We start from the raw sequence: 13,470 nt of genomic DNA on the forward strand, positions 1-13,470 counted from the left end.
GATGTCCATTAACGATATTGTGATGTATGTTATTGCTCTTTTTTTAGTGCTGGGTGCATTGGATCAATGTTTGGGAAATCGCTGGGGGTTGGGACAAGCCTTCAACAATGGGCTCATGACCATGGGTTCTCTTGCTCTGGTCATGATAGGAATTGTTTCCTTGGCTCCTGTGCTCGCCTCATGGTTGATTCCTATTGTTTCACCATTATATGTGGCAATGGGTGCCGATCCGGCATCCTTTGCCAATACGATATTGGCGGTAGATATGGGAGGATACGCGCTTGCGGCAGAAATGGCGCACAGCCAGCAAGCGGGTTTATTTTCCTGGGTTTTTCTAGGGACCATGTTTGGCCCAACGCTCGTATTTACGATTCCGGTTGCCCTCGGCATTTTGGAAAAAAAGGATCATCCATATTTTGCAAAAGGAATCTTAATCGGTATCAGTACAATTCCCGTTGGTTGTTTCATAGGGGGAATAACCGCTGGTTTTGACGTGATAATGATTTTAAAAAATCTGATTATTCCCATGCTTCTTTCAATAATCATTATGCTGGGTTTACGTCTATTTACGGAGCTTACGATCCGATTGTTCAAGTGGTTTGGTAACGGCATTAGGCTTCTATCCCTTGTCGGTTTGGCAGCGATTGGGGTCGAAACCTTAACTGGATTTGTTATTATTCCCAATATGGCTCCGTTGTCTGTCGGTGTGCAAACGGTTGGAACGATTGCTATTGTATTGGCTGGTGCGTTTCCGTTGGTTGCTTGGATTACAAAAATATTTAAAAATCCGCTTCAACGGGCAGGACGTTTGCTAAACATAGATCCATCGGCTACTGCAGGTCTGGTAGCTAGTCTTGCTCATAATATTCCTACGTTCACTTTAGTCAAAGAGATGGAGCCCAGAGGCAAAGTGATCAGTATTGCTTTTGCTGTCAGTGGATCTTTCGTTCTGGGGGGACATCTTGGCTTTGTAGCAGGAATGGACAAGAATATGGTGATTGCCATGATCGTGGGTAAACTTGCAGGCGGGATCAGTGCCGTAATTGTCGCAGTTATTGCACATCCGACTACTACGAATAGAAAAATAGAAAGCGCATCCAAGAAGGAGTGAACATGATGGATCATAAAAAAACAGCCAAAGAAGTATGGAGTGCCGTGGGCGGAAATGAAAATGTGAACAGTGTCATTCACTGTGTCACTCGATTGAGATTCAAGTTGAAGGATAATCAATTACCAGATAAAGAAAAGATCAAGCAGATTGACGGTGTCATTACCGTCGTGGAAAGTGGTGGCCAATTTCAGGTGGTGATCGGGAATGAGGTTCCCAAAGTTTATGAAGCTCTTCTGGATACAATGGGAGTAAAGCATGGAGATCAGATGGTTGAAGAGGATCAAAAGAATGAAAAAGCGAGTCTATTCAGCCGATTTGTCGATGTAATTTCAGGTGTGTTTATGCCCGTTGTGGGTGTGCTCGCTGCTGTGGGGATTCTAAAAGGACTATTGGCCTTATGCACATCCCTGGGCTGGATGACTGATCAGATGGGCACGTATAAAATTTTATATGCGACAGCAGACGCAATGTTTTATTTCTTTCCGGTTATTCTAGGGTTTTCGGCAGGTAAAAAATTTGGAGGAAACCCGTATCTGTCTGCCGTTTTGGGAGCAGCGATGGTGTACCCGACCATTACTTCCGCCTTTACGGATAAAACGGCGCTGTCCTTTTTGACCATACCTGTCGTTCTGATTAATTATACTTCTTCTGTTATACCTATCATTATTGGAGCGTTCTTGGCAGCAAAGGTCGAAAAAATGATAAGTAAGTTTGCACCTGCCTCCATTAAAATGTTCATGGTGCCTTTTCTGACCTTGCTCATCATATCACCGCTTGTTTTTCTGGTTGTCGGACCGATAGCAACTATAATCAGCGATGGGTTAGCCAAAGGCTCTATGTGGATTTACCAGTTAAGTCCGGCTGTAGCTGGCCTCGTTCTGGCCGGATTCTGGCAGGGCATTATTATCTTCGGTCTGCATTGGGCGTTCATTCCAATTCTCCTGAATAATGTAGTTACGAACGGTTTTGATCCGATTAACGGTATGCTTTTCTGTACGACTTTTGCGCAAACAGGTGCGGCATTTGCCATCGCTTTGAAATCACGGGACCCTAAATTAAAACCTATCGCCACTTCTGCCACAATTGCGGGTTTGATGGGGGTTACTGAACCAGCTATTTACGGGGTTACTTTACCCGCCAAAAAACCATTTATTTTAGCCTCGATCGCTGGAGGTATAGGAGGAGCTGCTGCAGGCTTACTCGGCTCAACGGCATATGGATTTGCTTCAGGCGGCATTTTTGGTATACCTCTATTCATTAATCCAAAAGGCATGGATGCAGGTTTCATCGGCTTTATTATATCTTTGGTTGTAGCTTTTGTAGTCGCATTTATTTTGACCTATCTTTTCGGTTATAAAAATGCAAAACCTGCGTCTGAGATTAAAATTGCAGATGAAAACAAAGAAGAAGAAAAAGCGGTATTCAGTCCTCTACACGGTGAATTGATTCCTTTAACTGCAGTAAAAGATGAAGCTTTTTCCAGCGGTGCGATGGGCCAGGGGGCCGCAATTATTCCGAAAGAAGGAGTAGCCTATGCGCCATTTAACGGAACTGTTGTTACCGTTTTCAAAACCAAGCATGCCATCGGGCTTATTTCTGAGGATGGAGTTGAACTGCTCATTCACATTGGGATTAATACGGTCAGCTTGAAAGGAAAACATTTCACTTCCTTTGTGTCTGAAGGGGATACGATTCAAAAAGGGGACAAGCTGGTTGAATTCGATCCCAAAGCTATAGAGGATGAAGGATATGATATTACCACATCCGTCATTGTAACCAATACAGCCGTGTACACGGATATTTTAGTTGAAGATCCCAAGGATATTCATGCAGGAGACCGCTTACTAAAGATTAGATAGATTCCAATATTCCATAATAAAAAGGCAAGTAAAAGCTGACGATGACCCGTATATAAAAAGGGTTGTCGTCAGCTGTTTTTTAGTTACCTCACACCCAGCGTGTTCATCATCTGCCTGAAGGAGCGCACATATTTATCCGGTGCCAACAGACTAACGATTCGCTCCAGCCCTTTCCTGCGGATAGATTCGCGTTGAGGTACGTTGTTCATCAGGTCTAGTCCTTGCAATATCGCCTGTAAGATGTCTCCCTGCTGATAAAATTTACCAGTTTCGTTGTGGTCAATGAATGCCCGTACTCCGTCTGAATCAGAGCTTAATACGGGGCAACGACAGGCCATCGCCTCAGCTACCGCATAGCCAAATCCCTCCACCAGCGAAGTCGACAGCAGGTAGCCACCTGAGTCGCCAATCATGGAATAATACAGAGGCATTTTGGCATGAGGCACGCTTTGAAAACGCTCGATTACTGAGGACATGCCGAGCTGAGTAAGCATTTTTTCGAATTGTATTTTATCCTCTGGCTGTGACAATGTGTCATCATAAAACATCCAAATCCGAAGATCCGCACGATTTTGTAGCATCCAGTAAGAAATGTCGATAAAATGCCTCCAATTCTTATTGGGCTCCAGCCGCCCAACCCATGCAATAACCGGATTGGTCGGAGGAGTGTTAGGTACATAATTAAATACGCTGGTATCCAGTACGTTGGGAAATACATAACGATTAAGCCATGGACACGTGTTGGTAAATAGCTGCACCAGATGAGTTGTATTGGGCAAGAGCACCGCGTTGGCATATCTTTGAAGATACGGAACAGCATCCGCGACCACCCAAGCAGCCTCTTCGTGAGAACCAAAGCCCTGCGATTCATAGATTAATATCCCCTGATAGCCCAACATTCGCAGTCTGGCGAGCATAGGATAATCCGATGAGACGATAATTGCATCATAGCGATTAGTAATTACCAGCATTCGAATTTCTTCTTCAGATGAAGTCATGAACACAGGAATATCGCCGTTCAGGTTTTGCATCCCCGTACCCTGCTGATAATAGAGAAGATGACATTCAATCCCGTCCTGCATGAGCACTTTACAGCGTTGGCGGTTCAAGGTTTCCACGCCGCCGCTCGGTATATAAAAAGTAAATAGAACTTTGATCTCAATAACCTCCTTTGCCAATCACAAGCTCCTATACCAAGTTATTCAACCTACAGGACGGGGTGTGGGTTCCTATGGAAGCCTGGATTGAATTAGCGCATAATTATGGCTAAGGCGAGAATCGTCCGGGGCGTGCTCTGTTGCTTCTCTCGCAAATTCACAAGCTTTGTGTAAAAGGCCTAACTCGTAGCAAGCGAGGGCACCAAGATCATACAGTGTGGCGTCCCAGCAAAAATCTTCTTGCATGTACGTATCGGGTCGTGTTGAAATACGCAACGCTTCTTCAACCATATGATAGACGGCGGACCAGTTCCGTGTATGATAGGCCAGCTGAGCCATTTCCGTGTAAGGTTCACGTAAATACGGCGCTTCCGCAATAGCCCGGTATAACCAACGTGTTGCCTCCTGCCATTGTTCACTTGCTTTATAGGCTCTAGAAATAAAGCGCATCGAAGCGCTGCGTTCATCTGCCCAGCGTGCCTGCGGCATGGCAAGATGTTGTTGCAGTGTAGTAATGCACTCATCCCAGCGGCCATGATACATATATTCTCGCCCCAAGTAATGCATGTTGCGGTCATCCTCGGGAAACTCGCGCACAGACTGCTCCAGCAGCGGAAGGTATTGGCTGCGGGATTTGTGCGGATCGGGATCATGATACAAGCGGAGCTGATCGGATCGAATGCTGCGTTCTTCACCCTCCCCGATATATTCAAGCACCTCGTGAACCGGGCGTACCCAGCGGTAACCGTGACGAGTGTGTATTTTTTCTTTCCAGAACCATGTATAAACGGTATCTTGCCCAGGCTGTCCATGCGTAAAGGCATATAGCATCCGGGTAGTTCCTTCCTTCCAGTTCCGTTCCAGCCGCGACCGCCAACCTTCCTCCCAGACTTCGTCCAGATCCGTACAGACACAAATATCTATATCGTCAGGGACCAGCCGTAGGGACTCATTGCGAGCCTTGTCAAAACGCCAAGGAGTTACCTCGATACGATGCACCTCTGCACCCGCTTCGCGTAGCAGGGAAACAGTATCGTCTGTAGAGCCGGTGTCCGCTACAATGACAACATCGGCTTCACGCATGGTGTGCATCCAGCGTTTGGCGAATCGGGCTTCATTTTTGCTAATGGCATAGACAGCTATCTTGTACCGATTCGATTGTTGCATTCCGCTTGCTCCTCCTTTGACTTACTTAAAGATTGAGGGGTGAGTATGGGAGACATCTCTATTGGGGAGGATTCAGGATTGAGCTGAAAAATTGCCGATTATGCAGGACATGCGGGTCGTTGGGAACGTACATTGCAGCTTGTTCGTTGTGCCAATTCGCACGTGTGTAATCCTTCATCCGAAAATGGCAAATGCATAGCTGGATATGAGGAAACCACGTTTGGTACGCGTCCTGTACCGGGCCCATCGTGTCGGGAGGATTCAGAGTGGTAGCCATGTCGTACCAATAAATAGCTTTGGAGATCTCATTTTTATGCAAAAAATAATGACCTATCCGACAGCATAGATCTGCCCTGGGCGTATCGAAGGTCAAACTATGGAGAGCCGCGGTAATACTTTGCTCCAGCTTGCCAAGTTGTTGCAGACAGTCGGCCATTTTGCTACATGCACTAATCGCATCCTCTACCCAGCACTGTCCGGTATCTAGAAAATTCTGGTAAGCCTGCACGGCCTGCTCATATCTTTCATTATCTCTTAACTCGTTAGCGTAATAGTAGAGGTCACGAGGAGAGAAGGCATGACCTTGGGCGAGCAACTTCTCATAAATTCGCAGATTTCTTCCTGGAGAGACCGTATGTGTTCTGGTATGAGTTATGGCGATATCGGCATGTTGAATATTCCCGTCTACGGCGAGGTACTCATGCACGGCTCCGTGCCAACGGAATCCGGCTGACCTTCTGATCAAGCGGTTTCGGCGAAAATGTAGGGTGACATTGCCATGATCATCAAAGCCATAATGATAATTCATAGACACGGAATCGACGGTTGGTACGGCTAAGGAATCAAGGGTTTGCTTCAGCTCAAGCAGCTTGACGGCATCCTGCTCCTTCAAAATATCATCGGCATCAAGCCAGAGAATGTACTCCTGCGTAGCTTGCTCAAACGAGTAGTTACGTGCAAGGGCAAAATGATCTACCCATTCAAATGGAAAAATTCGATCCGTAAAGTTGCGACATATGTCAATGGTCCGATCCTGTGAACCTGTGTCCACGATGTTGATTTCATCCACAATAGGATGGACCGATTCCAGGCAACGGCCAATCGTATTTTGGTCATTTTTGACGATCATGCACAGGCTGATACTGATCAATTGAGCATCACTCCTTTGGGAACCATCTAAGGGTTCAGGTCAAACATAAAGTTGGATTTAAAAGAGGTCTGATTTATAGAAGCCCTGCCACAATCGCGGCAGGGCAAGGATAACAAAGCTTTTAACATGCTGTGCGGCTTTGTCGATAAGGTATGGTACATCGCTTAAACATGATGTGGTAGAAAAGGAGGTTAGAGTCCGGTAGGCCCCGTAGGTCCAGTCGGCCCCGTAGGTCCGGTAGGTCCAATCGGTCCTTGTGGACCAGTGTCTCCTGTTGGCCCAATCGGGCCAGTAAATCCAAACGGTCCGGTAGGTCCAGTCGGCCCTGTAGGTCCCGTGTCGCCCGTAGGTCCGACAGGTCCAGTAGCGCCTGTGTCGCCGATAGGCCCGATAGGCCCGATAGGTCCAGCAGGTCCTGTATCACCCGTGGCACCCGTAGGCCCGACAGGTCCGGTAGCACCTGTGTCCCCCGTGGCACCCGTAGGCCCGACAGGTCCGGTAAATCCAAGGCCGAATGGTCCAGTAGGTCCAGTCGGCCCTGTAGGCCCGGTATCACCCGTAGGCCCGATAGGTCCGGTAACGCCTGTGTCCCCCGTGGCACCCGTAGGTCCGACAGGTCCGGTAACACCTGTGTCGCCCGTGGCACCCGTAGGCCCGACAGGCCCGGTAGCGCCTATGTCACCTGTGGCACCCGTAGGTCCGACAGGTCCGGTAACGCCAGTGTCGCCCGTAGCGCCTGTGGCACCCGCAGGCCCCGTAGCACCTGTAGCGCCACTAGCGCCTGTAGCACCAGTTGGGCCGGCAGGTCCGGCTGGACCCACAGCTCCAGCTGCACTTGCTTTAACAAGAGCAATGGAATCAATAGCTACATCAGCGGTGTTAGCCATGGCATTTTTACTAATAATCAAAAAGGCATAGGCTGCGTTGGCTGGTACAGGAGCTGTTACTTCGTATAGGCTTTGCCATGTCCCATTCACAGCGTCTGGCAATGTACCTGCACTCAAATAGGTAGTCAGCCCCGTGCCAAGGAAGCCAAAGGTTGCGTCATAGTAATACAGAAAAATGTTAACTTGAGGACTGGACAGACTTCCTATTTTTGCAGCTGAAAGGCTTAACGTATAACTTTCGCCTGGTGCAGCAAAAACGACCTGGGAAAGAGATGCATCTACTGCGCCTCCTGCCAGGATCGCACTATAAAAGTTTGTCTTTTTTACAGATAAGTTAGTGACAGTCACATTGACAGAGCTCCAAAAAAGGGTTGATCCGATCTCGAAGTCGCCGTTAGAAACTAGATTGGTAAACAATACACTCATCGCTTTTATACACTCCCTTCACACGTTGTAATGATAGTAGATGCGAATCCATACCTTAGCGAACCGTACAAGTTTCTGAGGGTATATGTGTAATTTTGTGTTCACATTTCAGACACATTATTTTAAGCTTCTATTTAAGTGACGTTAAGCTGGAGTTATATGTGGGGGATTATTATTAGAATTTAAAAGTGTAGCATAAGGTGCGGGAAGACCGCTCCGCGAAGGCTTTGGGCTTCCGATCGCTGTTGCCGTGGGATTTTTCTGTGATTAAATAAGACATGTAAAGGTAAAAATCCGAAGGCAAAGGCGAACGCTGACGCTTCTCCAGCTCCAAATCCTCCGCTCCGCTACCCGCTACTGATGCAACATTTTAGGTGGAGGGAAGTAGGAGGAGGCCGCTTCGCGAAGGCTTTGGTCTTCCGAACTTATCGCTATGGAATTCTTTTGATATGTGTGTGTAGTTCGAAATGATCTGTCAATACGATAAGGGAAAGGGTGGGACATGTGCTCAAAGTGCAGCAGGTGAGCAAGTGGTATGAGGGCAACCGGGGTGTACATAAGCTGGATTTTGAAATGCAGCGCGGTGAAATTGTTGGTTTCCTCGGGCCGAATGGTGCGGGTAAAACGACGACGATGCGCATGATTACAGGGTATCTTCAACCCAACGAGGGAGTGATTACGATTGATGGTATCCCGATTCAGGATAAGGGTAGACAGGCCCGTTCCAAAATCGGTTATCTGCCGGAGACTCCCCCTTTGTATGAGGATATGTCCGTAAGATCCTATTTGAAGTTTGTAGCTAGTATTCGGGACGTGCCTGCGAGAGAGCAGAAGCTGCGTATTTCGGAGATGATTTCCAGGCTAGGACTGAATGGGCGGGAAAAACAATTAGTCCGCAGTTTGTCCAAAGGGTATAAACAGCGCTTGGGACTGGCAGGTGCGATTATTCATAACCCGGATTTACTGGTGTTGGATGAACCGACCTCGGGTTTGGACCCCAATCAGATTTTGGAGATTCGTCAGCTCATTCAGGAGATTGGCGAAAATCATACGGTATTGCTTAGCACGCATATATTGCCTGAGGTGGATGCGTTATGCAATCGTGTTCTCATCATCCATGAAGGGAAACTGGTCATGGATGGGCGCCCTGACGCGCTCGGCGGTTCGATGGAAGATGGATTCAAGGTGAAGGTAGAGGTCAGAGGGAAGCGTGAGCAGGTGTTGGATGTCCTTCGTACTTGGGGAAAAGTAGAGGTTGAATCTATGACGACCACGCTGCCTCCAGCGAACACGAAGCTGACCGCCGCAGAGCCAGATATGACCGGATTGCTACTCACAGGAGCCTCCGGTGAGGATTTTCGCGAAGAACTATTTTATGTGCTGTCTGATGCGAAGCTTCCGATTTTGGAGATGAAAAAAGAAAGTCTTAGCTTGGAAAATATCTTCCAGCAGTTAACGACCCGCGAGACGGAAGAAGGTCAGGTCAGCGATCCAGCAGTACAAGACCTACATTCCTCGGAGAATGCAGCCCCTACGGCTATCACGGTGGAGCATGGAGATGCTGCGTCCGGCGACGATAAGGCTGAAGAAGATAAGGATACAGGAGGTAATCGGTCATGAGGCGTTTGTTCGCGGTCTGTCAAAAAGAGCTGCAAGCCTATCTGTGGACCCCAACGACCTATTTTGCGCTTGCAGTGTACATGCTGCTGACGGGGTTACTTTTTTATACAAATTTTGTTATGTATCAGCCTAGCATTCTGGACTATCGGCTGGTACTCGGTGACACCTTGTCCATGCTGGTGTTCGTCGTCCCATTACTCACGATGAGGCTGGTTGCGGAGGAATTCAGGCAAGGTACGGATGAACTGCTGCTTACCTCCCCTGTGAGTGTGACGGAAATGATCGTGGGTAAATTTTTGGCGTCGCTGGGCATGTTGCTCATATTAGTGCTGTGCAGTCTAGCGTATCCGGTCGTGATGTCCTTTTATGGGTCGCTGGATTGGACACTGGTATTTACATCTGTGATCGGTCTATTTATGCTTGGCGCAGCCATGATGGCGATCGCCTTATTCGCTTCGACGCTTTCACAGCATCAGATGATGTCAGCGGTCGTCGGTTTTATTATTTTACTTATGTTCTGGATGCTGGATTCGTTTGGTGGACAGACGGGTGCATCTGCGGCGGTGCAGCAATGGCTGGAACCTTTTTCACTAACCGCACGGTTTGACAGTTTCACCAAAGGATTGCTGAATGGAGCCGATGTGATGTACTACGTGACGGTGGCGGTGCTCTTTTTGCTATTCAGCATCCAGGTGGTTGAACGGAAACGGTGGAGGTAATGAATATGAAAAAATGGCTGGGTCATACCAATAGTGTGGTACTATCAGTTGCTGCTGTAGGTATTTTTATTTTATTGACGTTATTTCTGCGGTCTTTGGGTGGCTTTCAACTGGATCTGACGGCAGGCAAGCAGTATACGCTGTCTGACCAAACGTTGACGACCATCCAAGGTGTAAAGGAAGACGTACGGCTCATTGCTTTTACCGTATCTACTTCACAAAATCAGAAGCTGAACCGGGATGTTACGGACATGCTGAATGAATATGCCAAGCGTAACAACAAGCTTAAGGTCGAACAATACGATCTGAATCAGGAACCGATACTGGCCAAGCAATATGGTGTTACTTCAGCATCTATTGTGTTGGTGCAGGGGGAGAAGAAGCGGGTTATAGATATTGGGAGTCTATTTACGCAAGCTCAGGGGAGTGGTGAAGGGGCATACCAATTTACCGGGGAAGAAAAGCTGACTAGTGGACTGCTGGGATTATCATCTACCCGTCAAGGGAAAGTGGTCTTTCTAACTGGACATGAGGAAATCCCATTGTCCCAAATGACTGAATTAAGCAGCTCACTGTCACAAGATAATGTGAAAACAGAGGAAGTTCAGCTTAATCAGGCGGGTAGCGTGCCCAAAGATGCGTCTATATTGGCTATTGTCGGACCAGAACGTGATATCAGTGCAACGGAACTGAAGAGTATTCGTACGTATCTGAATGATGGCGGAAAGCTTTTTATGGCACTAGGCTTTCACCCGAACATGGGGTCCGATTGGAAAAACCTTGATGCATTAGCAGCTGATTATGGAGTGAAGGACACTCATGCCATCGTGGTGGATCAGGAACAGACGAATACACTTGGACCTCTATGGACGGTTCCTACCTTCGGCAGTCATGCGATCACCGATAAGTTGGCAGCTTCCAATCTGTACCCGGTTCTTTCACTGTCTATTGCTTTGCAGGCAGGAGAGCAGAAGGATTGGAAGACGACGCTTTTGATGAAATCTTCTGCAGCCAGCTATGGTGAAACGAATATCCAAGGACTGCTGAACAACGAAACGCAGAAGGATGACAAAGACCCGCAGGGGCCGCTGAATCTCGGTTATGCGGTAGAAGGAAAAGACGGCAAGCCCAAAGCCGTTATTCTCGGAACGTCGGCCCTCTTAAGCGACACTGAGATCAGCACAGGAGGCAATCGAGACTTTGTGCTGAACAGTCTGAATTATGTGCAGGAACACTCTGATGGGCTCACCATTCGTCCTCGTCAGGAGCAGGATTATAAGGTAGCTTACTTGACTCCTGCACAAGCGAAAACGATATTGACCATATCTGTCATCGGATTGCCGTTGCTGTTCGCGGTCATCGGAATCTTATTATGGTGGAGGCGAAGAAGAGCATGAGAAAATGGATACCCACAGTGCTACTGTTAGTTGTATTGGGAGCGGGTATAATCTATGCAAAGAGCCAAAACTTCTTTCGTGAACAAGCGCCGGCGGCTCGCCAGCTGGTTCAGCTTACGCAAGAGAATATTACGTCTTTCGCGATCACTGGAAAGGACGGCAAGTCGGTGGAACTTGAACAACATGATGGTCATTGGAGCATGAGCAAGCCACGGACTTACCCATTAAACCAATATACAATAGACAATTGGCTAGCGGCGATTCAAAATGTAAAGTTGGGTGAAGTGGTGGAATCTTCTCCTACAGACGTAGCCAAATATGGGATCAGCGCTACCCATGATCAGATTGAGATTAAGACCAAGAAGGGTGACGTTCGTACCTTTGCCTTCGGTGAAACGTTGCCTTCCGGAGATGCTGTTTATGTATTATCAGACAAAAAAGAGATAGCTTCTGTACCTATCGATACACTTTCAGGGTTGTTGCTGGGTGCTGATGATTTTATAGATACAACGCCGTTCGATTGGGACGATACCAAGCTGAGCGGAATAGAGTGGGAAGGCCAAAATGCTTCATGGATGCTCAAATCCTCCGGTAACAGCGGAACCGGAGACAGTGCTTCCACATCTTGGACGCTGAACGGAAAGTCAGTAGCCAGTGACACGGCGACTTCCCTCTCGCAGCAAATCAAAAACCTGGCCAGCAGTCAGGCCTTGCGCAAAGCCTCTGAGCTGAACAAGCCTGTTCACCGCTTTACGCTGAGCATATCACTGGGTAAGGATGATTCCCAGCTGGTCTATCAGGGTTGGACGCTTAACGATGATCCAGATACCGTATGGATTGTACCGCCACAAAGTAACTGGGCTTATGGTCTGTCAGTATCTGACGTAAACCGTGCTGAACAGAATGGACACGACCAAGCTCAGACTGGAAAATAATCATTAGAATTATATTAGCGCACAAAGAGGCTCCAACGGCGGATGATCGTCGTCTGGAGCTTCTTTGTGTTCGTTACTCGTCAGGTTTGCTGCTTTTGGAAGAAGAATTGTTAGTGTCGTTTAATTCTTGGATAACCTGAATCAGCTCATGAAGTGAGAGATCCAGCTTGTCCAGCTTTTCCTCCATCGTGTGCAGGATGTGCCGCAATAAAATAAAACAAAGTCCAGCCGGAAAGCCTACGTTGGTAACCAGAGAAAGAGCATCATCCATTTGCAATGTATTCCCTCCTTTTTAGCCATATATAAAGGAAGGTAAATTAAAAGAACCATATACAACTGATTGTAAAAATAGTATAATAAATAAGAACAAGTGTTCTGATTTTGGTTGTAGAATAGGTTTGGAAATTACCCTATAGTATGAGGATTAGAAAAAGTCAAATCCAAAGAGAAAGGGTGATTTACAATGGATCAGTCTCAGCTAACATTGGTAGAACAATATCGAAAGAAGCTGTACCGCATTGCCTGGAGAATCCAGTATCGTGCTCGGGTACAAACCAATCATGAATTTGTAATGGAAAAGAACGAAGCCGTCAGCGCCCCATCTTTTACAGAATCTTCAAACTCTAATATGTACACATTACAGCTTATCAACTCTCTATCTTCTGAGATCGGAAAAATGATCATCTTTGACCTTTACATACTAGATAAAACCGAAGCACAGATTGCAAAAGAGTTAAAGCTATCCCAACAGGCGGTGAATAAATGGAAAAAGAAAATGCTCAAAGAGTTATTTCGGATGCTGAGTTCGTCCAATTGCTAAAATTAGTACGAAGTGGAGATCAGGAGGCCATGTATAGGATACTTCAATTGTTCGAGGAAGACATTCAAAAAACCAGTCGGTATATCCGTATGTCCCGTGAAGATGCTGTCCAAAGCATTGTGACTGATTTTATAGAAGAACTGCGACAAGAGTTAAAAACAGTTCAATAGAAAAGTGGACAATGGATCTAGCCTTGGCTATCCTTATCCGTAGGTTTACTTA

General features: G+C 47.0%; 13 protein-coding genes. 8 read left to right on the plus strand and 5 right to left on the minus strand.

Going from position 1 to position 13,470, the window contains the following annotated elements; all coding sequences use genetic code 11:
• Position 1 precedes the first annotated feature (1 nt).
• Both eutH and MHB46_RS20255 read left to right on the plus strand, forming a co-directional pair.
• Positions 2-1,111, plus strand: coding sequence for an ethanolamine utilization protein EutH (gene eutH, locus MHB46_RS20250; RefSeq protein WP_341163223.1), 1,110 nt, complete (start codon positions 2-4; stop codon positions 1,109-1,111).
• Between the two features lie 5 nt (positions 1,112-1,116).
• A complete protein-coding gene (locus MHB46_RS20255) occupies positions 1,117-2,970 on the plus strand; it encodes a beta-glucoside-specific PTS transporter subunit IIABC (RefSeq protein ID WP_341163775.1) in 1,854 nt (617 codons plus the stop codon).
• Between the two features lie 83 nt (positions 2,971-3,053).
• On the opposite strand, the gene MHB46_RS20260 is transcribed toward MHB46_RS20255, so the two are convergent.
• The 4 genes from MHB46_RS20260 to MHB46_RS20275 form a co-directional block, all read right to left on the minus strand.
• Complete coding sequence (locus MHB46_RS20260; RefSeq protein WP_341163224.1) at positions 3,054-4,148, minus strand: glycosyltransferase family 4 protein; 1,095 nt, start codon at positions 4,146-4,148, stop codon at positions 3,054-3,056.
• 51 nt (positions 4,149-4,199) lie between these two features.
• Positions 4,200-5,294: a tetratricopeptide repeat-containing glycosyltransferase gene (locus MHB46_RS20265; RefSeq protein WP_165179142.1), complete on the minus strand. Its 1,095-nt coding sequence runs from the start codon at positions 5,292-5,294 to the stop codon at positions 4,200-4,202.
• 58 nt (positions 5,295-5,352) lie between these two features.
• The gene (locus MHB46_RS20270; RefSeq protein ID WP_165179143.1) at positions 5,353-6,444 is read right to left on the minus strand and encodes a glycosyltransferase; all 1,092 of its coding nucleotides are present in this window, start codon (positions 6,442-6,444) and stop codon (positions 5,353-5,355) included.
• Positions 6,445-6,635: 191 nt separating this feature from the next.
• Positions 6,636-7,757, minus strand: coding sequence for an NTTRR-F1 domain (locus tag MHB46_RS20275; RefSeq protein WP_341163225.1), 1,122 nt, complete (start codon positions 7,755-7,757; stop codon positions 6,636-6,638).
• Between the two features lie 504 nt (positions 7,758-8,261).
• Between MHB46_RS20275 and MHB46_RS20280 the strand changes: the two genes are divergently transcribed.
• The 4 genes from MHB46_RS20280 to MHB46_RS20295 are packed head-to-tail and all read left to right on the plus strand — an operon-like array spanning position 8,262 to position 12,428.
• The gene (locus MHB46_RS20280; protein WP_223821948.1) at positions 8,262-9,377 is read left to right on the plus strand and encodes an ABC transporter ATP-binding protein; all 1,116 of its coding nucleotides are present in this window, start codon (positions 8,262-8,264) and stop codon (positions 9,375-9,377) included.
• The gene (locus MHB46_RS20285; protein ID WP_341163226.1) at positions 9,374-10,096 is read left to right on the plus strand and encodes an ABC transporter permease; all 723 of its coding nucleotides are present in this window, start codon (positions 9,374-9,376) and stop codon (positions 10,094-10,096) included. The genes MHB46_RS20280 and MHB46_RS20285 overlap by 4 nt, the downstream gene beginning before the upstream one ends.
• A 5-nt stretch (positions 10,097-10,101) precedes the next feature.
• Positions 10,102-11,493, plus strand: coding sequence for a GldG family protein (locus MHB46_RS20290; protein ID WP_341163227.1), 1,392 nt, complete (start codon positions 10,102-10,104; stop codon positions 11,491-11,493).
• Positions 11,490-12,428 (plus strand): DUF4340 domain-containing protein, encoded by a 939-nt coding sequence (locus MHB46_RS20295; RefSeq protein WP_341163228.1) that lies wholly within the window; start codon positions 11,490-11,492, stop codon positions 12,426-12,428. Before MHB46_RS20290 ends, MHB46_RS20295 begins: the two co-directional genes overlap by 4 nt.
• A gap of 73 nt (positions 12,429-12,501) precedes the next feature.
• On the opposite strand, the gene MHB46_RS20300 is transcribed toward MHB46_RS20295, so the two are convergent.
• On the minus strand, positions 12,502-12,699 hold the full coding sequence (locus MHB46_RS20300; protein WP_223822138.1) for a YvrJ family protein: 198 nt from the start codon (positions 12,697-12,699) through the stop codon (positions 12,502-12,504).
• A gap of 192 nt (positions 12,700-12,891) precedes the next feature.
• Between MHB46_RS20300 and MHB46_RS20305 the strand changes: the two genes are divergently transcribed.
• Both MHB46_RS20305 and MHB46_RS20310 read left to right on the plus strand, forming a co-directional pair.
• Positions 12,892-13,248 carry a hypothetical protein gene (locus tag MHB46_RS20305; RefSeq protein ID WP_069290276.1) on the plus strand — a complete coding sequence of 119 codons (357 nt, stop codon included), beginning with the start codon at positions 12,892-12,894 and terminating at the stop codon, positions 13,246-13,248.
• Positions 13,191-13,418, plus strand: coding sequence for a helix-turn-helix domain-containing protein (locus tag MHB46_RS20310; protein WP_081112418.1), 228 nt, complete (start codon positions 13,191-13,193; stop codon positions 13,416-13,418). The genes MHB46_RS20305 and MHB46_RS20310 overlap by 58 nt, the downstream gene beginning before the upstream one ends.
• Positions 13,419-13,470 lie beyond the last annotated feature (52 nt).

Origin of the sequence: Paenibacillus sp. FSL H7-0703, from assembly GCF_038003485.1 — a bacterium.
Classification (GTDB): domain Bacteria; phylum Bacillota; class Bacilli; order Paenibacillales; family Paenibacillaceae; genus Paenibacillus; species Paenibacillus polymyxa_B.